19 protein-coding genes are annotated in these 22621 nt (G+C 70.4%); 17 read left to right on the top strand and 2 right to left on the bottom strand.

The window, feature by feature from the left end:
• Positions 1 to 77 precede the first annotated feature (77 nt).
• From OP04_RS16000 to OP04_RS15990, 3 genes are all read left to right on the top strand, one after another.
• Complete coding sequence (locus OP04_RS16000; protein WP_033340449.1) at positions 78 to 1334, top strand: AAA family ATPase; 1257 nt, start codon at positions 78 to 80, stop codon at positions 1332 to 1334.
• Positions 1331 to 1984: an RloB family protein gene (locus OP04_RS15995; RefSeq protein WP_033340448.1), complete on the top strand. Its 654-nt coding sequence runs from the start codon at positions 1331 to 1333 to the stop codon at positions 1982 to 1984. Before OP04_RS16000 ends, OP04_RS15995 begins: the two co-directional genes overlap by 4 nt.
• 250 nt (positions 1985 to 2234) lie before the next feature.
• Positions 2235 to 2570: a DUF4352 domain-containing protein gene (locus OP04_RS15990; RefSeq protein WP_033340447.1), complete on the top strand. Its 336-nt coding sequence runs from the start codon at positions 2235 to 2237 to the stop codon at positions 2568 to 2570.
• An 8-nt stretch (positions 2571 to 2578) separates the two neighbouring features.
• On the opposite strand, the gene OP04_RS15985 is transcribed toward OP04_RS15990, so the two are convergent.
• Positions 2579 to 4438 carry a PucR family transcriptional regulator ligand-binding domain-containing protein gene (locus OP04_RS15985; protein ID WP_033340446.1) on the bottom strand — a complete coding sequence of 620 codons (1860 nt, stop codon included), beginning with the start codon at positions 4436 to 4438 and terminating at the stop codon, positions 2579 to 2581.
• A 59-nt stretch (positions 4439 to 4497) separates the two neighbouring features.
• Between OP04_RS15985 and OP04_RS15980 the strand changes: the two genes are divergently transcribed.
• The 5 genes from OP04_RS15980 (at position 4498) to solA (ending at position 12292) form a co-directional block, all read left to right on the top strand.
• Positions 4498 to 5262 (top strand): SDR family NAD(P)-dependent oxidoreductase, encoded by a 765-nt coding sequence (locus OP04_RS15980; RefSeq protein ID WP_033340445.1) that lies wholly within the window; start codon positions 4498 to 4500, stop codon positions 5260 to 5262.
• A 113-nt stretch (positions 5263 to 5375) separates the two neighbouring features.
• Positions 5376 to 6698 carry a Rieske 2Fe-2S domain-containing protein gene (locus OP04_RS15975; protein ID WP_033340444.1) on the top strand — a complete coding sequence of 441 codons (1323 nt, stop codon included), beginning with the start codon at positions 5376 to 5378 and terminating at the stop codon, positions 6696 to 6698.
• On the top strand, positions 6691 to 8205 hold the full coding sequence (locus OP04_RS15970) for a glutamine synthetase family protein (protein ID WP_157239874.1): 1515 nt from the start codon (positions 6691 to 6693) through the stop codon (positions 8203 to 8205). Before OP04_RS15975 ends, OP04_RS15970 begins: the two co-directional genes overlap by 8 nt.
• A 103-nt stretch (positions 8206 to 8308) precedes the next feature.
• A complete protein-coding gene (locus tag OP04_RS15965; protein WP_033340443.1) occupies positions 8309 to 9742 on the top strand; it encodes an aldehyde dehydrogenase family protein in 1434 nt (477 codons plus the stop codon).
• A gap of 243 nt (positions 9743 to 9985) precedes the next feature.
• Positions 9986 to 12292, top strand: coding sequence for an N-methyl-L-tryptophan oxidase (gene solA, locus OP04_RS49685; RefSeq protein ID WP_051797998.1), 2307 nt, complete (start codon positions 9986 to 9988; stop codon positions 12290 to 12292).
• Here the strand turns inward: solA and OP04_RS15955 are convergent.
• Positions 12282 to 12968, bottom strand: coding sequence for a GntR family transcriptional regulator (locus tag OP04_RS15955; RefSeq protein ID WP_033340442.1), 687 nt, complete (start codon positions 12966 to 12968; stop codon positions 12282 to 12284). The genes solA and OP04_RS15955 overlap by 11 nt on opposite strands.
• Before the next feature lie 157 nt (positions 12969 to 13125).
• On the opposite strand from OP04_RS15955, the gene OP04_RS15950 reads away from it, so the two are divergent.
• The 9 genes from OP04_RS15950 to OP04_RS15910 all read left to right on the top strand — a co-directional run bounded on the left by OP04_RS15950 (position 13126) and on the right by OP04_RS15910 (position 22606).
• Positions 13126 to 15060: a primary-amine oxidase gene (locus tag OP04_RS15950; RefSeq protein WP_033340441.1), complete on the top strand. Its 1935-nt coding sequence runs from the start codon at positions 13126 to 13128 to the stop codon at positions 15058 to 15060.
• Positions 15061 to 15203: 143 nt separating this feature from the next.
• Positions 15204 to 16817 (top strand): ABC transporter substrate-binding protein, encoded by a 1614-nt coding sequence (locus OP04_RS15945; RefSeq protein WP_051797996.1) that lies wholly within the window; start codon positions 15204 to 15206, stop codon positions 16815 to 16817.
• On the top strand, positions 16810 to 17673 hold the full coding sequence (locus OP04_RS15940; protein WP_063746613.1) for an ABC transporter permease: 864 nt from the start codon (positions 16810 to 16812) through the stop codon (positions 17671 to 17673). The genes OP04_RS15945 and OP04_RS15940 overlap by 8 nt, the downstream gene beginning before the upstream one ends.
• Complete coding sequence (locus OP04_RS15935) at positions 17670 to 18731, top strand: ABC transporter permease (protein ID WP_198153843.1); 1062 nt, start codon at positions 17670 to 17672, stop codon at positions 18729 to 18731. Before OP04_RS15940 ends, OP04_RS15935 begins: the two co-directional genes overlap by 4 nt.
• 3 nt (positions 18732 to 18734) lie before the next feature.
• A complete protein-coding gene (locus tag OP04_RS15930) occupies positions 18735 to 19412 on the top strand; it encodes an alpha/beta fold hydrolase (RefSeq protein ID WP_033340438.1) in 678 nt (225 codons plus the stop codon).
• Entirely contained in the window at positions 19409 to 20431 is a 1023-nt protein-coding gene (locus OP04_RS15925) for an ABC transporter ATP-binding protein (protein WP_051797994.1), read from the top strand. The genes OP04_RS15930 and OP04_RS15925 overlap by 4 nt, the downstream gene beginning before the upstream one ends.
• Complete coding sequence (locus OP04_RS15920; protein WP_232323605.1) at positions 20428 to 21414, top strand: ABC transporter ATP-binding protein; 987 nt, start codon at positions 20428 to 20430, stop codon at positions 21412 to 21414. Before OP04_RS15925 ends, OP04_RS15920 begins: the two co-directional genes overlap by 4 nt.
• Positions 21411 to 22169, top strand: a complete 759-nt coding sequence (locus OP04_RS15915) for an amidohydrolase family protein (protein ID WP_033340437.1) — start codon at positions 21411 to 21413, stop codon at positions 22167 to 22169. The genes OP04_RS15920 and OP04_RS15915 overlap by 4 nt, the downstream gene beginning before the upstream one ends.
• Positions 22166 to 22606: a cytidine/deoxycytidylate deaminase family protein gene (locus OP04_RS15910; RefSeq protein ID WP_033340436.1), complete on the top strand. Its 441-nt coding sequence runs from the start codon at positions 22166 to 22168 to the stop codon at positions 22604 to 22606. Before OP04_RS15915 ends, OP04_RS15910 begins: the two co-directional genes overlap by 4 nt.
• The last annotated feature ends 15 nt before the right edge of the window (positions 22607 to 22621 follow it).

Below are 22621 nucleotides of genomic sequence, written 5' to 3'. Positions count from 1 at the left end.
TGCAATCTGAGGGCTTATTTCGTAAGGTTCTGACGTAGAATCGATTGAACGTGCGCCCCGGCAGCAGGGAGACGGCTGTGCTAGTTCGCTTCGAGGTGTCGAACCATCGCTCGATCGACGAGCCGGTCGAGCTGTCGATGGTGGCCGTCGACAACAACCGGGCGGCCGCTCGCGGATTCGACCTGATCAACGAGAAGATCCTCACCGTTGCCGGCATCTACGGGCCGAACGCGTCCGGCAAATCCAACGTGCTGGACGCCATCGCCTGGCTGTCCGAGGCCGTGGCGCACTCCCTTCGCTCATGGGACGGCTACGTTCCGCGTGAGCCGTTCCGATTCAACGGCGGACCGGCACGCCCGACCCTCTTCGAGGTCGAGATGATGGTGGACGGCGTCCGCTACTCCTACGTCCTCGAACTGGACGGAGAGCGCATCAGATACGAGGCGCTCTACAGCTTCCCCGAACGCCGCCCACGTCGGCTGTTCGAGCGGGAAGGTATGGAGCTCTCCATCCGCCGGGGCCTGGGATCGCTCTCCGGCGTGCGGGAACTACTCACGCCGACCACCCTCGCGCTGTCCGCCTCGACACGGTTCGAGTCGGAGGTCCGCGAGTTCGGTCAGCGACTGGGATCCATCGGCCTCACCGCCCTCAGCAGGCCTCGGCGACGCGATCCGTCGTCCTTCCTCCTGGACGATCGAAACGTCCCGGCACGATCCACCGGGCGGTTGATCCTGGATTCGCTCCACGACCCCGACGACGCCGCCTCCGTCCTCGCCCTGCTCCGCTACGCCGATCTGGGGATCGACGACGTCCAAGTGGTCGAGGTGCTTGACGAACGGCATCCGGATCGCCCGCGTCGATCGATCAGACTGGTGCATCGCGTCGACGAGGAGACCCACGCCTTCGAGATCTTCGACGAATCGGAAGGCACCCAGACGTGGTACCAACTCATCGGTCCGGTCCTGACCGCGCTGCGCGATGGGCAGATCCTGCTCCTGGACGAGATCGACGCGAGCCTTCATCCACAACTCTCCGCCCAGTTGCTCGAGCTGTTCCAAAACCCGGAAACCAACCCTGACGGCGCACAACTGATCTTCACGAGCCACGACACCAACCTGCTGAACAGCCTCAATCGCGACGAGGTCTGGCTGACGGAGAAGCGGCGGAACGCGTCGACAGCCCTGGTCGCCCTCGCGGAGTTCGGTGGCGACAAGGTCCGCCGCTCCCTGAACCTGGAGAAGGCCTATCTACAGGGCCGGTTCGGGGCCGTCCCCGAGCTGGATCAGGTCCTTCTCCGCCATGCGCTGGGGCTCGCCACGGAGGCCGGCCGGTGAGCCGCGAACGCCGACGGCAGCCCAAGGCATCACTGGCCCGGCGAGTCGGCGTTCGCAAACCTCGCAAGACGATCTTGATTTTCTGCGAGGGCAAGAACACGGAACCACAGTATTTCGAAGCCCTGAAGCGCGAACCGGATGTACGTGATGTCGCGGCGGTGGACCTGAGGGTCGACCCGGACAGTGCCGGCGGTGCGCCGATCACGCTGGTACGCATGGCCGTCGACGCACGTCGGCGCGCACTCCGCGAAAGCAGCGAGATCGACGAGTTCTGGTGCGTCTTCGACGTGGAGTGGCCCACGCACCACCCGAGCCTCCACGACGCGCTGGAGCTGGCAGAGCGGAACGACATACACGTGGCCGTCTCCAACCCCTGCTTCGAACTCTGGCTCGCCCTTCATTTCAAGGATGTCCGGGCATTCCACGACAACGATCAGGCCAGGCGCCTGCGTCGCGGCCTGGACGGCCAGCAGGGCAAGAGCATCACCGGTTCGCAGTACATGCCACTCCGCAAGGAGGCCGCCCGCAGGGCCGCCAAGCTGGCCGGCTTCCACACCGAGAACAGCGCCACCGTCCCCCATGACAACCCGTCGAGCGGAATGTACCGCTTGATCGAGGCCACTCTTCCCATCGGGGATAGTCTGCTATGACCGGGCACTGCCGCCTTGGCACTCGCGGGTACGAGGAATTCGGACAGCCGACGGATTGACCATATCGTCCACGAAAGTCGATTAACCGGCGGCGCCCGACACTTTCCACCCACCCCCAGTCGGTCAGGCCTGATCAGCCAATCCTCCGACCGCGGACAAAGCACGTGCGGACCAGAACAAGAAGAGCCGTGAAGGTAAATCCTACCCGGACCAACAGGCAGACAATGACCGCTGCTCCGACGCTTCCGGAATGGTCGTTCTGAACGAGATTCAGGTAACCGACCGGAAGATCACAGCACAGTCCGGCAGCATGTGCACCAGCGTCACCTACGACAACAAGAGCGATAAGACTGTCAGCTTCAACGAGTTCGACTGGAAGCTCCAATTACCGTCCGGCGAGGTGAAGGATGCCTTCGACACCACCATTCAGGCCGACAGCCCTCTCGGTTCGGGAGACCTGATCTCGGGCGGCAACAAGCAAGGCGATCTCTGCTTCGCCGCTTCGACAGCGAGCGGAAAATTCATTCTCATCTACAAGCCGTCTTTCTGGAACGAAGACAGAGGCGTCTGGATCAACGACGTGTGAGGGCGAGTTCAGCGCTCGCGGAGGGCGGGGAGGGCGAGGAGGGCGACGTGGAGGGAGAGGCAGGTGTCGACGGAGTCGAGGTCGGCGGAGAGGAGGCGGGAGATGCGGGTGAGGCGGTCGTAGAAGGCGGGGCGGGAGAGGTGGGCGGCGGAGGCGGCGGCGGACTTGTTGCGGCCGTGTTCGAGGTAGAGGCGGAGGGTGCCGAGGAGCTGGTCGCGGGGGTGGGCGGCGTCGTGGGTGAGCAGGGGGCCCAGTTCGCGTTCGACGAACGTCTGCAGGCGGGGCTCGTCGCGGAGCAGGTGGAGGAGGCCGGCGAGGCCGACGTCGGGGAGGCGGAAGAACGGGACGGCGCGGTGGTCGTGGCGGGCGGCGTCGGCGACCTGGCGGGCCTCGGTCAGGGAGCGGCGGGCCTCACGGAGCGTGGGAGCACCGGTCCCGGCCGCGATGATGACCTCAAGAGCATTGCCGCGGGTACGGGCGAGCGCGTCCACGAAGGCGGTCAGCGCGCGGTCCTCGTCGGCGGCGGAGGCGACCGCGAGCAGCGCGCCGACCGTGGCGTCGTCGATGGGGCTGGTCAGGCCGCTGATTCCGCTGTCGCGTAGCGCGTCGCTGACGGCTTCGGCGAGATCACGCAACCGCTCCTGGCCACTGTCGGGAAAGTCGGACATCTCCCGCGCCGGGGATCGGCCGCCGCTGGTCGGAACGCGAGGGGCGGGCCCGCCCGCGCCCGTCGGATCGCGAGAAGCGGAGCGTGACCCGCCGGAGGAGTCGCGAGAAGCGGAAACCGACCCGCCGGACGGACCGCGAGAAGCGGGACGCGATCCGCCGGACTCGCGCGACGTGGGAGAACTGCGGGAAGCAGACCGCGGCCCGCCGGGATCGTCATGCGACGCGGGAGAAGCCACGGGGGCGTCGGGGCGGAAGCGGACCACGACGCCGATCAGGTGGCGGCGGTCGAGGGTGACGCCGAGGGCGCGGGCCCGCAGCGCTACCTCGTCGACCGGGCGGGTGTGGTCCAGGAGCGCGGTCAGCAGCGTGCGGTGGATCTGGCGTTCGAGGCCCTCCGCGTCGCGGCGGAGGAGGCGGCCGAGGGCCAGCGTGGAGGCGGCGCGCTCCAGCAGGATGGACAGGCGCGACGGTGGCGAGGAAGGGCCTGGCCAGCGCAGTAGCAGCCGGCCCCAGTCCTGGCCGCGGGCGCCGACCGTGGTGACCAGCCAGCCGGACACGAACGCGGTGCGCGACGTGGGCTGGAGACGGCGGGAGTGCTGTTCCCAGTTGTCGAGGAGCAGGTCGGCGCGGTCGCCGGCGGTGTCGTAGGCGAGCACCTGGCGGGACAGGTTCTCCAGGACCACGGGGCAGCCGGACAGGACCGCGGCCTGGTGCACCACGTCCGACGGTGAGGCGCCCTCGACGGACAGCTCGGTGAAGCGCTGGTGGATCTCCTCGGTGGCCCGGAGCTCGGTCAGCTGGGCGTCGACGATCAGCGCGTGGACGGCCTCGGTGATCCGGACGAACCGCACGGTACGCCGCAGTTCGATCAGCGGTAGCGAGTGGCGGGCCGCGGCCTGGACCATGGCGCGCGGCAGCGAGGTGGCGAAGCGCCCGCGGCCCAGCTCGATGACCAGGCCGGCGGCGCCGACCTCGGCGAGCGCGTCGACGAACGCGGCCAGCGCGGTGTCGGCGGGTGGCAGCCCGATGCCGGTGCTGAGCACCAGCTCGCCGCCGCGGAGCAGCGTGGCGATGTCCGGGACCTCCGCGACGTGCACCCATCTGACCGGCCGGTCAAGCGCGGCATCGCCTGCGAGCACGCGTGGAAGCCCATGGCGGACTGAGTCCAGAGCCAGGATCTCGCGCACGGTCGGGAACACGCGGGCGAGCCTATCCCGCTAGAGTCTGCCCGCTGACCAAGAGAAAGGCAGGGCTAAGGATGGCCAGGGTTCTGATTACGGGCTCGTCGACCGGCATCGGGCAGGCTGCGGCGATTGCGTTGATCTCGCAGGGGCACGAGGTGGTGCTGCACGCGCGGAACGAGGAGCGCGCGCAGCAGGCGGAGCAGGCCGCGAAGGGCGCGATCGGTGTCGCGATCGGTGACCTGTCCACGCTGGCGGGCACGCATGAGCTGGCGTTGCAGGCGGAGAAGTTCGGCGCGTTCGACACGGTGGTGCTGAACGCGGGCCTCGGGCACGTCATCAACCAGGAACGGATGGTGACGTCCGACGGAAATGAGATGATATTTCAGGTTAATACGCTGTCGTCGTATTTGATGACGGCGCTCATGCCCCGGCCGAAGCGGCTGATCTTCACCTCGTCCGCGTTGGCGGGCGCCGGCGTGCTGAATCTGGACGACCCGAACTACGAGCGGCGGCCGTTCGCAGCCCGGGAGGCCTACTGCAGCACGAAGCTGCACCTGGTGCTGCTGACGCTCGCGTTCGGCCGGCGCTGGCCGGGCACGGACAGCGTCGCGTTCGACCCGGGCTGGGTCTCGACCCAGATGACCCAGCGTAATGGCGACAACGCGCCGCTGACGCCGGAGCACGCGGGAGCACGGCTGGCCCGGCTGGCGACCGCCGAGACGACCGCGACCAGCTACGACACCGAGCGCGCCTGGCAGCCCGGGGAGCGGGAGCACGACCACCGCAACCAGGACGAACTGCTCGCGATCTGCGCGAAGCTGACCGGCGTCACGATCTAGAAACGCGGAGGACCTTCCCACGCCACGTGACCTCATGGCAGGATTGGATCCAATCTTGGCGGCATCGGATGCCGAGATGAGATTAAGGATCCAAGACGACGGAGGCCCGCACGGTGCTCAAGCGCGAGGACAACGAACGCGTCACCCGAAGCGGGCCCGGGACCCCGCTCGGCAAGCTGCTGCGGGCCTACTGGCAGCCTGCCGCACTGGTCTCCGAGATGTCGCCGGACCGGCAGGTCAAGCCGGTCCGGCTGCTCGGCGAGGACCTGGTGCTCTTCCGGAAGCCGGACGGCACCTGGGCGCTGGTGGGCAGGTTCTGCGCGCACCGCGGCGTGGACCTGGCGTTCGCCCGGCACGAGGACGGCGGGCTGCGCTGCCTCTACCACGGCTGGCTCTACGGCGCGGACGGCCAGTGCAAGGAGCAGCCGGCCGAGCCCGCGCACAGCCGCTTCGCGGAGAAGATCCGCATCCCGGCGTACCCCTGTGTGGAGAAGAACGGCATCGTCTTCGCCTACCTCGGCGAGGGGGATCCGCCGCCGTTCCCGTACTACGACGCGTTCCAGGCGCCGGACGAGTACACGTTCGCGTTCAAGGGCCTGTGGGAGTGCAACTGGTTGCAGGGGCTCGAGGGCGGCATCGACCCGAGCCACGTGAGCTTCCTGCACAGGTTCATCGACGAGGACCCGCGCGAGGTCTACGGCCAGCAGTTCAGCGAGATCGTCGAGGGCACGGACCAGAAGCTGTCGAAGCTGGTCGGCGACTCGTTCCGGCCGGACATCGAGGTCGAGGAGGCGGACCACGGCCTGCGCGTCTACGCGATCCGGCAGCTCACGGACGAGATCAAGCACGTGCGGATCACGAACCTGGTGTTCCCGAACGCGTTCGTGGTCCCGTTCGGCAACAGCAAGGTCTTCATCCAGTGGCACGTGCCGATCGACGACAACAGCCACTACTGGTACATGATCTGGTACGACTTCGCGGAGAAGACCGACAAGGACACGCTGCTGGAGCAGCGTCTCAAGGAGGTCTCGCTCCCCGACTACCGGCCGCTGCGAAACCGCACCAACAACTGGGGGTACGACCCGGCCGAGCAGCGTGACCTCACGTACACCGGCATGGGCCTGGACATCAACGTCCACGACCAGTGGGCGGTGGAGAGCATGGGCCCGATCCAGGACCGCACCACGGAACGCCTCGGCGTCTCGGACCGCGCGGTCACCGCGAACCGCCGCATGCTGCTCCGCGCGATCGAGGCGTTCGAGCAGGGTGGCGCGATCCCGGCCCGCGCCGAGGACCCCGCGACGCTGACCGGCCCGCTCGCCGTGGACACGATCGCGCCGACCGCGGACTGGGAGGCCACCTGGCGCCGCCGCGAGGCCGAGCGCCGGGCATCCTCGCCCTGGGCGGCCCCGCAGAAAGACAGGGCCGATGCCTAGCACCGACGCGCGGCCGGTCGCCGAGGGCGGTGGCGGCTGGGACGCGCGGCCGATGCTGGCCGCGGATCGTGGTGGCTTCATCGACCGGCACGACCTGTGGACCCAGGCGCAGTACGCGGCCGCGGGCCAGCTGCGCCGCGTGATCGACGAGCTGGGCCTGGAACTGGTCCGGTTCTCGTTCGCGGACCAGCACGGCGTGCTGCACGGCAAAACGCTGACCAGGGCCGCCGTGCCGGGCGCGCTGCGGTCCGGCATCACCGCGCCCAGCTCGCTGCTGCTCAAGGACTCGTCCGGCCGGTCCGCGTTCCCGGTCTTCACGCCGGACGCGCAGGAGGGCTTCGCCGGCGCCGGCGACGTGGTGCTGGTCCCGGACCCGGCCACGTTCCGCGTGCTGCCGTGGGCCGACAGGACCGGCTGGGTCCTCTGCGACCTGCGCTTCCCCGACGGTTCCCCGGTGCCGTTCTGCACCCGCTCGATGCTGAAGAGCCAGATCGACAAGCTCACCACGCGTGGGTACGACATGACGGTCGGCGTCGAGCTCGAGTTCCACGTGTTCCGCGCCGAGGAGGGTGTGCTCTCCCCCGACCGGGTCGGCGGGCCGGGCACACCCGGGCGACCGCCACGCGTCGGGCCGGTCAGCGCGGGCGCGCAACTGCTGCACGAGGAAGGCCTGGACCGCGTCGACGACGTCGTCCAGCTGCTGCAACGCGGCCTGACCACGCTCGACCTGCCGCTGCGCTCGATCGAGCTGGAGTTCGGCCCGAGCCAGCTGGAGATCACCATGCAGGCCGGGGACGCACGCGAGTCCGCGGACCACGTGGTGCTGGCGCGCAGCGCGGTCCGGCAGATCCTGCGCCGCGCCGGGTACCACGCCACGTTCATGTCCCGCCCGGCCGGCGCCGCGACCGCGTCGACCGGCTGGCACCTGCACCAGTCGCTGCGGGACCGCGCGACCGGGCAGCCCGCGTTCGACCCGGGCCCGGACGAGGCGCTGATGTCCAGCACGGCCCGGCACTGGCTGGGCGGGCTGCTGGCGCACGCGCCGGCCGCGGCCGCGTTCACCACGCCGACCGTCAACGGGTACAAGCGCTACCTGCCGTTCTCGCTGGCGCCGGACCGGGTGCTGTGGGGCGCGGACAACAAGGGCGCGATGGTCCGGGTGGTCGGCGGCGGCACCGACTCCGGCGCCCGGCTGGAGAACCGGTCCGGCGAACCGGCCGCGAACCCGTACCTCTACGTCGCGTCGCAGGTGGTCAGCGGCCTGGACGGGCTGGCGCGGGGCATCGACCCGGGCCCGCCGACCGAGAACCCCTACGCCGCGGACGCGGTCCGGTTGCCGCCGTCGCTGGGCGCGGCCGTGGACGCGCTGGAGGCGGATCCGGTGTTCGCGGACGCGTTCGGCGCCCGGACGATCGGCTGGTACGCCAAGCTCAAGCGTGACGAGTTCGCCCGCTATCTGGCGCACGTCTCCGACTGGGAGCAGCGCGAATACTTCGACCTGTTCTGAGAGGAACGAGATGAGCGATCTTCAACCTGGCGAGCGGGCCGAGGCCACGAAGGAGTCGACGGGACGAACGCGCACGGGCGAGGACCACGGTGGAACAGGCTCAGTGCGCCAGTTCGAACCCTTTCTGATCGACGGCGAGTGGATCGCCGCGGGAGACCGGGAGACGTTCGCGGTCATCGACCCCAGCAGCGGCGAGGTGCTCACCACCGTCGCCCAGGCCACGGGCGACGACGTCGACGCGGCCGTCGAGGCCGCGACCAGGGCTCATCGGGACCACCGATGGTCCGGGCTGCCGCCGATCGAGCGCACCCGGATCCTGTCCCGGATCGCGGACCTGATCGAGGAAAATCTGGAGGAGCTGGCCGTCCTGGAGACCCGGGACAACGGCAAGCCGATCGAGCGCTCCCGCGCGGACACGCTCTTCTCCGCCAAGGACTTCCGGCACTTCGCGGGTGCGCCCGGCCGGCTCGCCGGCACGGTGGTGCCGATCGACGGCGGCGCGCACCACGTCTACACCGTGCTGGAACCGGTCGGCGTGGCCGCGCTGATCCTGCCCTGGAACTTCCCGATCATGACGGCCGCGCACAAGCTGGCCCCGGCGCTCGCGGCCGGCTGCACGGTGGTGGTCAAGCCGGCCGAGCAGACGCCGTTGACCATGCTGCGGCTGGCCGCGCTCTGCGAGGAGGCCGGGCTGCCGAAGGGTGTGCTGAACGTGCTGACCGGCGACGGCCGCACCGGCGCCGCGCTGGTGGCGCACCCGGGCGTGGCCAAGGTGTCGTTCACCGGGTCCACGGACGTGGGCCGCCGGGTGATGGCGTCCGCCGCGGCCACCACCAAGCGGCTCACGCTGGAGCTGGGCGGCAAGAGCCCGAACATCGTCTTCGCGGACGCGGACCTGGACGCGGCCACGGTGACCGCGATGCGCGCGTCGTTCGGTCACTCCGGGCAGATGTGCACGGCCGGCAGCCGGCTGCTGGTGCAACGGTCGATCCTGGACGAGATGGTGTCGCGGCTGTCCGAGGCCACCAGGCGCGTGCCGGTCGGCAACGGGCTGGACGGCGGGATCTCGGTCGGCCCGCTGGTCTCGGAGGAGCAGCGCCAGATCGTGCTCTCCTACATCGAGAAGGGCAAGGCGGACGGCGCGACCGTGGCGGTCGGCGGCGGTGTGCCGGACCGGCCGGGCTTCTTCGTCGAGCCGACGCTGTTCACCGGCGTCACCAACGACATGACGATCGCGCGCGAGGAGATCTTCGGGCCGGTGACCGGTGTGATCGCGTTCGAGGACGAGGACGAGGCGGTCGCGGTCGCCAACGACACATCCTACGGCCTGGCCGCCGGCGTCTGGACCCGGGACCTGTCCCGCGCGCACCGGATGGCCGCCCGCCTGCACGCGGGCACGGTCTGGGTGAACACCTACAACATCTTCGACCCGGCGCTGTCGTTCGGCGGCGTGGGCGACTCCGGCCTCGGCCGCGACCTCGGCGACGACGCGCTGCACTCGTTCTGCGAGCGCAAAGGCGTCGTCATCGCTCTATAGCTGGTCGTCGCTCCGCTCCTCCGGCTCGGCGCCACTCCCGGCGACGACAGACGGCCTCCGGACGAAGAGCGTGTCCGGAGACCGCCCGCCGTCCCTGGTCGCCCGCGCCTCACGGGGTGGGCGCTTGGAGAACGGTGCGAACCGGGTCGCACGGCGGCGGCCGTGGAAGCTCCTCCCGTACCCTCTGATGCCTTTGAATTTGATTGGATCCAATATGGTCACTTTCACATCCAGGAAGGCGCCATGACTCGCCTGGACCCGGTGGCGCTGCGTGCGGCCACGCCCGGCATGCGGCACGCGCGGCATTTCAACGCGGCCGGGTCCGCGCTGCCCAGCGACGCCGTCTTCGGCACCGTGATCGCGCACCTGCGGCTGGAGGCGCGGATCGGCGGCTACGAGGCGGCCGAGGAGGCGCGGGAGCGGCACGAGGAGGTGTACGCGCTGGCGGCCGCGCTGGTCGGCGGCGGTCCGGACGACATCGCGCTGACCGAGAGCGCGACCGTGGCCTGGCATGCGGCGATGGACGCGATCCCGTTCCGGCCGGGCGACCGGATCCTGGCGGCCGCGTCCAGCTACGTCAGCTCCGCGATCCACCTGTTCCGGCTGCGGGAGAGCCACGGCGTGATCGTCGAGGTGCTGCCCTGCGCGCCGGACGGCACGATCGACCTGGACACGCTGGAGAAGGCGCTGCGCACGCCCGCGCGGCTGATCACGATCGCGCACGTGCCGACGTCGTCCGGGCTGGTCGAGCCGGTCGCGGAGGTGGCCGCGCTGGCCAACGCGGCCGGCGTGCCGTTGTTGCTGGACGCGGTGCAGTCGATCGGGCAGCTGCCGCTGGACCTGGGCGCGCTCGGCGTGGACCTGGCGGTCGGCACCGGGCGGAAGTTCCTGCGCGGGCCGCGCGGCACCGGCTTCCTCTACGCGTCGCCGCGGATCAGGGAGCTGCTGCGGCCGCCGCACCCGGACGTGCGCGGCGCGGTCTGGAGCAGCGCGGACGGTTACGAGGTGAAGGACGGCGCGCGCCGGTTCGAGACCTGGGAGACCGCGCACGCGCTGCGGCTCGGCCTCGGGACCGCGCTGCGCGAGGCCCTCGACCTGGGGATTCCCGCGATCGCGTCCTACACCACCGCGCTGGCGGAGTCGCTGAAGAGCGCGCTGGCCGAGGTGAGGGGCGTGCGGCTGACCGATCCGGGCGCGGCCGGCGGCGCGATCGTGACGTTCGTGGTCAAGGGCGAAGAGCCGGTCGACACGGTACGCCGGCTGCGTGCCGCCGGGGTCCACGTGACCTCGGTGCCGGACCATCACGGGCAGTGGGACCTGGGGCGACGCGGCCTGGAGTCGGTGGTGCGCGCGTCCGTCCACGTCTACAACGACGAATCCGACATTTCGGCATTGACGGGTGCATTGGGTAAATCGATGTCGATGCCAGCCTTTATCCCGTCAGGAACGCGGACCGACGTGATCGTGGTCGGCGCGGGCGTGCACGGCAGCGCCACCACCTGGAACCTGGCCCAGCGCGGCGCGTCCGTGGTGCAGCTGGAGCAGTTCGCGGACGGGCACCGGCAGGGCTCGTCGCACGGGCACATCCGGATGATCCGCCGCGCCTACCCGAACCCGATCTGGGACGAGCTGGTCGACCGGGCCTATCTGAGCTGGTCGGAGCTGTCGCACGCGGCCGGGGTGCCGCTGCTGACCACGACCGGCGGCCTCTACGCCCGCCCCGCCGCGGACGGCTCGCCCGGCCTGCGCGGCCCTTCCTGCGAGACGGTCGACGCGGCGCGGGCGACGTCGATCTTCCCTGGGCTGCGGCTCGGCGACGAGTTCACCGCCGTGTACGACCCGGCCGCCGGCGTACTGGACGCGGCCGCCACCATGCGATCGCTGCGCGAACTCTCGCTCGCGGCGGGCGCGGAACGGCGTACCGGCGTCCGGGTCCTGGGGTGGGAGACGGACGGGGACGGCGTCGCGGTGCGCACCGAGGACGGCGTGCTGCGCGCGGACCGGCTGGTGATCGCGGCCGGGCCGTGGACCGGCACGCTGGTGCCGTCGCTGCGGGACCTGCTGCGCGTGGTGCGGATCGTCAACATCCACGTCGGCGCCTCGGACGTCTCGCGCGTCTCCGCGCCGCGGCTCGGCCCGTTCTCGATCGAGATCCCCGGCGTGGGGCTGCTCTACGGGCTGCCCGCGTTCGACGGCGCCGCACTCAAGATCGGACTGGACCACGGGCCGGACGACGACCCGTCCCGGCCGCAGACGCCGGTGACCGCGGCCGAGGCCGCGCAGCTGCTGGTCCAGGCCCGCCGTTTCCTGCCCGCGGCCGACGGTGACGTGGTCGACTCGGTGTCATGCCGCTACACGATGGCGCCGCGGAACCGGTTCGCCGTGGGGCCGCTGCCGGACGCGCCGCAGGTGCTGGTGGCGGCCGCGTGCTCCGGGCACGGCTTCAAGTTCGGGCCGGCGATCGGGGCGGCGCTGGCGGACCTGGCGCTCGGCAAGGAGCGCCCGGACCTGGACTTCCTGGCGCCGTCCGCGCTGGGTGTCAGCCTTTGAAGACCGTGGCGGAGCGGCGCTCGTACCAGCGGGCCAGTTGCTCCCCCGCGCTCAGCACGTGGGTGAGCATCTCCCGGCGGGCCGTCTCCGCGTCCTCCGCGGTCAGCGCCGCCAGGATGCGCTCGTGCTCGGCGAAGTTGTCGTCGCGGTGGCGCGGGTGCTCCTGCAGCACCAGCGCGGAGACGTTGCGCGGGAACGCCTCGTTTATCTCCTTGATGACCTTGGCGAGGCGCTCGTTGCCGGCGATCTGGTGGATCAGCGTGTGGAACCGGTCGTTCGCCGCGTGCGAGGCCGGGTTCGGCGGCGCGTCACCGGGGCGGAGCAGCTCGTTCGTCTCGCGCAGCTCGGCGAGGGAGTCGCGGGTCAGCCGGCGCACCGCGCGCTCGCAGGCCAGGCCCTCCAGCTCGGCGCGCACCTCGTACGCCTCCCGGACCTCCCACGGCGCCGGCACGCGCACGACCGCGCCCCGGTTCGGCACGACCTCGATCAGGCCGCCGGTCTGCAGCTGGCGCAGCGCCTCGCGGACCGGCGTGCGGCTGACGCCGAGCGTCTTGGCGAGCTCGGCCTGCCGCAGCTGGGCGCCGATCGGGATCTCGCCGGACATGATGCGCGCGCGGATGGCGGCGGCGGTCTCGTCGACGAGCGCGCTGCTCGCGGTGGGGGTAGAGGCGTCCATTGTGTCCTCGTCTGGAGGTCCGGGGTGAGCTGGAGCTTAGCAAGACGTACGCCACTCCTGGATACGGTGCTGCCCAATTTTGGATCCAAAAACACTATCCCCGTATCCCAAAATCTCGTAATGTCACCGAGCACGAACGGAAAGACAGGAGCCGCCGATGAGCGCCTGCCACACCAGCCCTGACACCAGCCGCGCGACCCGCACGCACCCGCTGGACCCGCCCACCGCGGACGAGATCTCCCGCGCGGTCGCCGCCGCCCGCGCGGACGGCCGGCTCGGCGACCCGGCCCGGTTCTGGGGCATCACGCTCGACGAGGCGCACGCCCGCCGCGCGGTCGCGGGCGAGGCCACCGGCGTCCGGCTCGGCCTGGTCGGCATGCGCGTCGACGGTGCCGGCGCCTGGGAGATCGACGTCCTGCTTGACGACTCCTTCGCAAAGGTCACGGACTGGCGGCCGGTCGACCCGCGCCGGCCCGGCATCACGTCGGACGAGGCCCGTGCCGCCGCGAGGGCCTGCCGGGAGAGCCCGCTGTTCCAGGAGGTCATGGCGCGGCGCGGCATCCACGACGTGTCGCTGTGCATGATCGACGCGGAGTCGATGGGCGGCTTCGAGCCGGAGAAGTACCAGGGCCGGAGAATCACCTGGGGTACGGTCTGGCACCGCACGACCGAGGACGACAACGGGTACGCCCGGCCGGTCCAGGGCGTGGTGCCGATCATCGACATGCACACCATGGAGGTCCTCGAGGTCGAGGACCACGGCGTCATCCCGGTCTCCGAGGAGGCCGGCCCGCTCACCACCGGCGGGTTCGGGCCCGATCGGGAGGGTCTCAAGGCGCTGGAGGTCGTGCAGCAGGACGGGCCGAGCTACACCGTCGACGGCTGGAAGGTCGACTGGCAGGGCTGGACGTTCCGGGTCGGCTTCACCCACCGGGAGGGCCTGGTCCTCTACGACCTGGAGTTCCTCGGCCGGTCCGTGCTCAAGCGCGCGGCCTGCAACGAGATGTACGTGCCGTACCTGGACTCGAACTCCACGCAGTACCGGAAGAACTTCTTCGACTGGGGCGAGTACGGCGCCGGCCCGCTGACCAACTCGCTCGCGCTCGGCTGTGACTGTCTCGGCGTCATCCACTACTTCGACGGCACCCACCTCGGCGGGTACGGCGACCCGGTGACGATCCGGAACGCGATCTGCATGCACGAGGAGGACGACAGCATCCTCTGGAAGCACAACGACCTGCGCCGCGGCGTCAGCGAGGTGCGCCGCTCCCGCCGGCTGATCATCTCCAACTTCCAGACCGTGGCGAACTACGACTACGGCTTCTACTGGTCGCTCTACCAGGACGGCCGGATCGAGCTGGAGGTGAAGCTGACCGGCATCCTCTCCGCCTCCGGGATCAACGAGGGCGACGAGGTGCCGTACGGCCGGATCGTCTCGAAGCACGTCCAGGCGCCGACGCACCAGCACTACTTCGGCGTCCGGCTGGACACCGCGGTCGACGGCGCGCTGAACCGGCTGGCCGAGGTGCACGCGGAGGCGGAGACCGACCCGGCGCTCAACCCGTTCGGGAACGCGGTCCGCTGGGTGCGCGAGCCGCTGACCGTGGAGACCGGGCAGCGCAACGACCCGTCGGTCGCGCGGCACTGGCGGATCGAGTCGGCCTCCGCGACCAATCGCTACGGCGAGCCGACCGCGTACCAGCTGCGCATCCCGGACACCACGCGCAGCTTCGGGCTGCCGGACTCCGTGATGGCCCGGCGCGCGCCGTTCATCCACCAGCACCTGTGGGCCACGCCGTACGCGGCGGACGAGAACTTCATCGGCGGCCAGTACCCGAACCACGCCGAGCCCGGCGAGGACGGCGTGCACGTCTGGCAGGAGCAGCAGCGCTCGATCGACGGCGTGCCGCTGGTGCTCTGGCCGGTGCTCGGCACCCACCACCTGCCGCGGCCGGAGCAGTGGCCGGTGATGCCGGTGGAGGCGATCCACCTGGTGCTGGCGCCGGACGGCTTCTTCGACCGCAACCCGGCGCTCGACATCCCCGACCCGGCCGCAGCGCGCGGCCAGACCGACAGTTCCTGCTGCTCATAGCGGGTGCGGCGACACATCTTGTTCACAAACCCGATACGCGCCCGCAGCGGTCGGACAGCAGGATTGGATCCAATCCGCACAGAATGAAATCCCAAATAGCTGAACTTTGATACCACCCCTCGGCAGGCCAAGGAGTTCCCCAGATGACGAACACAGTCTCCCGGCGCAACATACTGCGCGGCGCCGCCATTCTCGGCATGGGCGCCGGATTCACCAGTCTCCTCGCGGCCTGCGGCATCGCCTCCGAGGAGGGTGAGAGCGGCGGCAAGACCGGCGGCACGCTCACGCTGGCGATCGACGGCACCAGCGCGGTCAACGACCCGGCGTTCTACACCACGCTCGGCGACTGGATGGTCGTCGACTGCGTCTGTCGCGGCCTCACGTTCATCGACTACGAGACCACCGAGCCGAAGCCGGACATGGCGGAGAGCTGGACGGTCTCGGCGGACCAGCTGACGTACACGTTCGCGCTTCGCCAGGGCGTCACGTTCCACGACGGCACCGCGTTCACCTCGGCGGACGTGCTGGCCAGCCTGAACCGGCAGTTCAACAAGGACGACCCGACGCTGCCCGAGGGCGCGTCCCGGCCGCTGAACAGCATGGGCACGAACATCGCGTCGCTCACCGCGCCGGACGCCGCCACCGTGGTCTTCGTGCTGAAGAAGCCGGACCGCACGCTGCTCGGCCGGCTCTCCGACATCGGCGCCCGGATCATCTCCAAGGCCGCGCTGGACAAGCACGGCAAGGAGATCGGCAAGAACCTGGTCGGCACCGGGCCGTTCAAGTTCGTCTCCGCGACGTCCGGCCAGAACATCACGCTGCAGGCGTTCGACGGGTGGTACAAGGGCAAGCCGCCGATCGACCGCCTGGTGATGCAGCAGGTCACCGACCCGTCGACGATCGTCAGCTCGCTACTCTCCGGCGATGTCGGCGCGACCCAGTTCACGCCGTACTCCGCGCTCGAGCAGCTGCGCAAGGACGATTCGATCACGGTGTACGACACGCCGAAGAGCTTCGACGCGTTCCTGATGATGGACGTCCGCCGCATCCCGGAGCTGGACGTCCGCAAGGCGATCAACATGGCGGTCGACCGGCAGGCGCTGATCGCGCAGGCGTTCTTCGGCGCGGCCGTGCTGCCGGACGGCTACACGATCCCGCCGAACCAGGACGCCTACGACGCCAGCCTCGCCGACCTCAGTGCCACGAACATCGAGGAGGCCAAGCGGCTGATCGCGGCCGCCGGCGCCACCGGGCGCACGGTCCGCCTGATGGCCGCGAGCGACAGCTGGCACCCGAAGGCCGCGCAGATCATCGCGCAGAACCTCACGGACATCGGCCTGAAGGTGGAGAGCGACTCGGTCGACCCGGCCGCCTACTTCAACCGGCTGCTCAACCCGGAGGACCAGTTCCACGACATCATGATCTGGGAGCGGAACGGCTACTACCCGGACGCGGACGACATGATCGGCTCGCTGGCCCGGCCGTCCGGCGTCTACGGCGACTTCATCTCCGGCTTCAAGACGCTGGACGGGTCCGCCGAGTACGCGGACAAGCTGTTCGAGGCGAAGAACATCGCGGACGTCGCGGCCCGTAAGGCCCGCTACACCGAGATCCAGCGCGAGTGGGCGACGAAGTACATGACGCTCTCCATGCTGGTCACCGGCGCCAACCCGGTCGTCTCCGGCAAGAGCGTCGAGGGCATGAACTGGAAGGCCCTCGGCAGCCACCGCTGCTACATGGAAAACGCGAGTGTCTGAGACAGCCACCCCGTCCCGCCTCCGCGCCTCCTTCCGGGCGCGGAGGCTCGGTCGCGGCCCGCTCGCCGCCGGCTCCTGGGTGGTCGTGGCGCTGTTCGTGATCGTCGCCGCGTTCGGCCCGCTGGTCGTCGGCGCGGACCCGGCGCGCGGGACCAACGACACGCTGCTCCCGCTCGGCGCGCCCGGCCACCTGCTGGGCACGGACGATCTGGGCCGCGACGAGCTGGCCCGGATGGTGCACGGCGCCCGGCCGCTGCTGATGGTCGCGTTCCTGTCCACCACGCTGGCCGCGGCGCTCGGCATCGGCATCGGGCTGGTCGCGGGCTACGCCGGCCGGTGGATCGAGTGGGGCCTGATGCGGTTCATGGACCTGGCGCTCGCGTTCCCGTCCATGCTGCTGATCATTCTGATCGTCTCCGCCTGGCGGCCCGGCGTGGGCAGCCTGGTGGTCGGCATCGGCGTCGCGCTCGCGCCCGGCCTGGCCCGGCTGGCCCGCGCGCTGGCGGCCCGCGAGGCGCGCCGCGACTACGTGCTGGCCGCGAAGCTCGGCGGCACCCGCAGCCCGCGGATCCTCGTGCAGGAGATCCTGCCGAACATCGCCGGGCCGATGCTCGCCCAGGTGGTCATGACGCTCTCCGTCGCGGCCGGGTTCGCCGCCGGGCTCTCCTACCTCGGGCTGGGCATCCAGCCCCCGACACCGGACTGGGGATACATGGTGCAGGCCGGCCAGGAGTTCCTCTACAGCGCGCCGCGGCTCGTGGTCATGCCCGCGGCGGCCACGCTCGTCTTCGTGGTCGCGTGCAACTTCGTCGGCGACGACCTGCGCGACGCACTGGACCCGCGGAGCTCGCGATGAACCTGGCCGTTCCGGGCTCACTCCGTACCCCCTGGATGATCGTCAAGCGGCTTGCCGCTGTCCCGCTCGTGATGCTGGCGCTGGCCACCATGGTCTTCATCGCCATGCGGATGCTGCCGGGCTCTCCGGCCACGTCGCTCGCGGTCGGCGGCGGCGCGGCCAGCCAGTCCACCGCGGAGGAGATCGCGGAGAACGAGGCGCGGATCAACGAGGCGCTCGGGCTGAACGAATCGCTGGCCGACCAGTACACGACGTTCCTGCACGACGTGGCCACGCTGGACCTCGGCCGGTCGTTCTACGGCGGCAACGACATCACGAAACTGCTCGGCGAGGCGTTGCCGGCCACGATCGAGCTGACCATCGCCGCGATGCTGATCGCGGTGCTGATCGGCATGGTCACCGGCGTGGTCGCGGCGCTGCGCAAGGACACCTGGATCGACACCACCACGCGCGCGATCGGCACGGTCAGCTTCTCGCTGCCCTGGTTCGCGCTCGGTGTGCTCTCCATCGTCATCTTCGGCGTGTGGCTGCGCTGGCTCCCGGTCATCGGCCGGATCCCGAACGCGCTGGACTACCACCCGTTCACGAACTTCGTCCTGCTGGACGCGATCCTGCAGGACCGGCCGGAGCTGATCTGGCCCTGGATCAAGCACCTGATCCTGCCCGCCACCACGCTGGCGCTGTCCATGGCCGGGTTCATCACCCGGATCGTGCGCGCGTCCGTGCTGGAGGTGCTGAGCGACGACTTCGTGCGTACCGCGCGGATGAAGGGCCTGTCCGGCGGCGCGATCCTGCGACGGCACGTGCTGCGGAACTCGTCGCTGCCGATCGTCACCGTGCTCGGCCTGCAGTTCGGCTCGCTGCTCGGCGGCTCGGTGATCACGGAGACCGTCTTCTCCTATCCCGGGGTCGGGAATCTCCTGATCAACGGCATCATGCAGCGCGACTACCCGATCGTGCAGGGTGCCGCGCTCGCCATCGCGCTGCTGTTCACGCTGGTCAACGTCGTCGTGGACCTCCTCTACCTGGCTCTCGATCCCCGGCTCCGGAAGGCCTGACACATGCACATCGTCCTCGTTCACGGCGCCGGCGGGACCCCGACCACCTGGTCCGAGGTCACGCCGTTGCTGACCGCTGCCGGCCTGCCGTTCACGCTGGTCACGAACCCGATGACGTCCCTGGAGGACGATGTCGCGCACACGCTCTCCGTCGCCGGGGGCGCGGGCGGGCCGGTGCTGCTGGTCGGCCACTCCTACGGCGGCGCCGTGATCACCAACGTGGGACGGTCGCCGCTGGTCAAGGGGCTCGTCTACGTGGCCGCGTTCGCGCCGGACGAGGGCGAGACCGTGAACGGCATCGTCGAGCGCTATCCCCCGGCCGAGGTCTCCAAGTACATGCGCCGTGGCCCGAACGGCGAGTGGAAGTCCGAGCACACGGACGAGTACTGGGCGGAGATCGGCTGGGACGTGCCGGTCGCGCAGCGCGCGATCTGGGACACCGAGTCGCGGCAGAGCGACAACCGGATCTTCACCCAGCCGACCGGTGAGCCCGCCTGGAAGACCAAGCCGGCCTGGTACCTGGTCGCGGCGCAGGACAAGACGCTGAGCACCGAGATCCAGCGGGACATGGCCAAGCGGGCGAACGCGATCACCAGCGAGGTCCCCGGTAGCCACTTCACGCCGCGTGTCCGGCCCGCGGACGTGGTCGCGCTCATCCGCACCGCCCTGGACGCGCTGTGAGCGCGCTGATGGAGATCCGCGACCTGCGGGTGGAGTTCGACGTGCCGGCCGGGCGGCTGCCCGCGGTGGCCGGCATCGACCTGGACCTGCGGCGCGGTGAACTGCTGGCGCTGGTCGGCGAGTCCGGGTCCGGCAAGTCCGCGCTGTCGATGAGCCTGGTCGGCCTGAACCGCGGCCCGACCGCGCACATCAGCGGCGAGGTGCGCTTCGGCGGCCGGAACCTGGTCGCCGCGTCCGAGAAGGAGCTGCGCGGCGTCCGCGGCAGGGACATCTCCGTGGTGTTCCAGGACGCGCTCGCGGCGCTGAACCCGACGCAGAAGGTCGGTGACCAGGTCGCCGAGATGATCCGCACGCACCGGAAGGTCGGTCGCCGGGACGCCTGGAAGCGCGCGGAGGAACTGCTCGGCGAGGTCGGCATCGCGAACCCGGTCCAGGCGGCCCGTGCGTATCCCCACCAGCTCTCCGGCGGCATGCGGCAACGCGTGATGATCGCGATCGGGCTGGCGAACGACCCGGCCGTGCTGATCGCGGACGAGCCCACCACCGCGCTGGACGTCACCATCCAGGCACAGGTGCTCAAGCTGCTCAAACGCCTTCAGGCCGAGCACGGGACCACGATCGTGCTGATCACGCACGACCTCGGCGTGGTGGCGGAGGTCGCGGACCGGGTCGCGGTGATGTACGCCGGCCGGGTCATCGAGCAGGGCACCCGGGACGAGGTGCTCTTCCACCCGCAGCATCCGTACACGATGGCGCTGCTCCACTCCGTCCCCCGGGTGGACGGGCCGCACACGGACCGCCTCCCGGCGATCGCGGGCAGCCCGCTCACCGGCGTCACCCGGCCGTCCGGCTGCGCGTTCGCACCACGCTGCGCGTTCGCCTCCGCCGGGTGCGGCGATCACATGCCAGAGCTTCTGCGGCGGTACGGCGGCAGCGGTCATCTCGACCGCTGCCTCCTGGACGAGCCGGCTCGGGGGCGGGCCCGAGCCGGCTCCGATTCTCAGGCGGTGGCTCCGTGATAGCGAAACCTGCTCCGCTGCTGCAGCTGGAGAAGCTGCGCGTCGAGTTCCACGGCACGGCCGGGCGCAGGGTCCGCGCGGTCCGGGACGTGGACCTGGAGATCTACGAGGGCGAGACGCTCGGGCTGGTCGGCGAGTCCGGGTGCGGCAAGTCCACGCTCGGGCGCGCCATGCTGCGGATCACGGAGCCGACCGCGGGCTCGATCAACTACCTCGGGCTGGACATCACGCGGCTGCGGGGGACGGTGTTCCGGCGTACCCGCGCGGATCTGCAGATGGTCTTCCAGGACCCGTTCGGATCGCTGAACCCGCGCCGGACCATCGCGGACATCGTGGCCGAGCCGATGCTGCGGGCCCGCGGCATGTCCCGTGCGGATGCGCAGAAGGCGGTCGGCGATCTGCTCGACCAGGTCGGGCTGGGCCGGGAGGCGGGCGCGCGGCGGCCGCACGAGTTCTCCGGCGGGCAGCGGCAGCGGATCGGCATCGCCCGCGCGCTGGCGCCGTCGCCGCGGTTCGTGGTCGCGGACGAGCCGGTCTCCGCGCTGGACGTGTCCATTCAGGCGCAGGTGATCAACCTGCTCACCGACCTGATCCGCGAGCGCGGCCTGACCATGCTGTTCATCTCCCACGACCTGGGCGTGGTCCGGCACATCGCGGACCGGATCGCGGTCATGTACCTCGGCGAGATCATCGAGATCGCGTCCCGGGACGACTTCTTCGCCGGCCCGGCCCACCCCTACGGCGAGGCGCTGCTGTCCTCGGTGCCCACGCTCGGCGGCACATCCGCCCGGGAGCGCATCGAGCTCGCGGGTGAGCTGCCCGACCCCGCTTCACCGCCGTCCGGGTGCACGTTCCACACCCGCTGCCGGTACGCCGTCGACCGTTGCCGCGTCGAGGCGCCCGCGCTGCGCGAGGTCGAGCCCGGCCGCCAGGTTCGCTGTCACCTTCCGCTCCTCACCGTCTCGAAAGGCGCCGCCGCATGATCATTGACGCGTACAACACCACGCAGGACGTCCGCGGGCGCTCCGACTACCTGACCGGTGCCAAGCCCGGCCAGGCGCCGCCGCCGTACACGCCGTTCGACCCCAAGCGCATCCTCGACCGGATGGACGCGGCCGGCGTGGACCTGGCCATGGTCTGCTCGCTGGCCCAGCGGATCGAGAACGACTTCATCGCCGGGCTGGTCAAGGCGCACCCGGACCGGCTGTTCGGCTTCGGCCAGGTGATGCCGCAGGCGGACGACGCGCTCGACGAGATCGCCCGGATGCGCGACAACGGCATCGTCGGCCTGAAGCTGCACCCGTCCATGCACGGCTACCACGTCGCGGACCACGGGCTGCTCGACCCGGTGTTCTCCAGGTGCGCGGAGCTGGGCATGCCGATCCTGATCAACGCGCTGGACGACGCGTTCTGCGCGCCGCTGGCGATCGAGGAGATCGCCAAGGGGCACCCGGACGTGCCGACGATCATCGCGCACATGGGCGCGGTCTGGAACGTGCCCGAGGCGATCATCGTGGCCGAGCGGAACCCGCACATCTACCTGGAGACGTCCGCGACGCTGATCGCGGACGTGCGGCGCGCCTACGCGCGGCTCGGTGCGTCGAAGATCCTGCTCGGCAGCGAGTGGCCCGGATCCGACTTCGACCTGGAGCGGATGAAGATCGCCAAGGCCGTGCCGGACGAGGCGGACCGCGCGCTGGTCGAGGGCGGCAACATGGCCCGGATCCTGGGCCTGTGACCGCCCCGGTCGTACCGCCGGCGATCATGCCGGTTTCTGATCAACTGCTGCTGTCCCGGGCCCAGGAGCTGCTGGAACGCGTCTGGGTGGACGGGCGGCACGAGGTCGCGACCGCGTTGCGCGTCACCACCGGGGAGATCTTCACCGGCGTGCACCTGGAGGGGTCGTGCCGGCGCAGCTCGATCTGCGCCGAGGGCATCGCGCTCGGCGCGGCCCGGTCGGCCGGGATCGCGCTCGCGGACGTGAAGGCCGTGGTCTCCGTGCAGATCAAGCCGGCCGGCCGGTTCCGGATCATCGCGCCGTGCGGCGTGTGCCGCGAACTGATCAGCGACTACGCGCCGGACGCGACCGTCTGGCTGACCGCGCCCGGCGACGACTCGATCATCTCGATGCGGGCGCTGGACATGCTGCCGGAGAAGTCGCGGCGGACCTGGTGACGACGAAGGAGGAAC

The sequence above is a fragment of the Catenuloplanes japonicus genome (assembly GCF_000717135.1).
Taxonomy (GTDB): domain Bacteria; phylum Actinomycetota; class Actinomycetes; order Mycobacteriales; family Micromonosporaceae; genus Catenuloplanes; species Catenuloplanes japonicus.
This window is presented reverse-complemented; position numbering and strand designations above follow the sequence as displayed.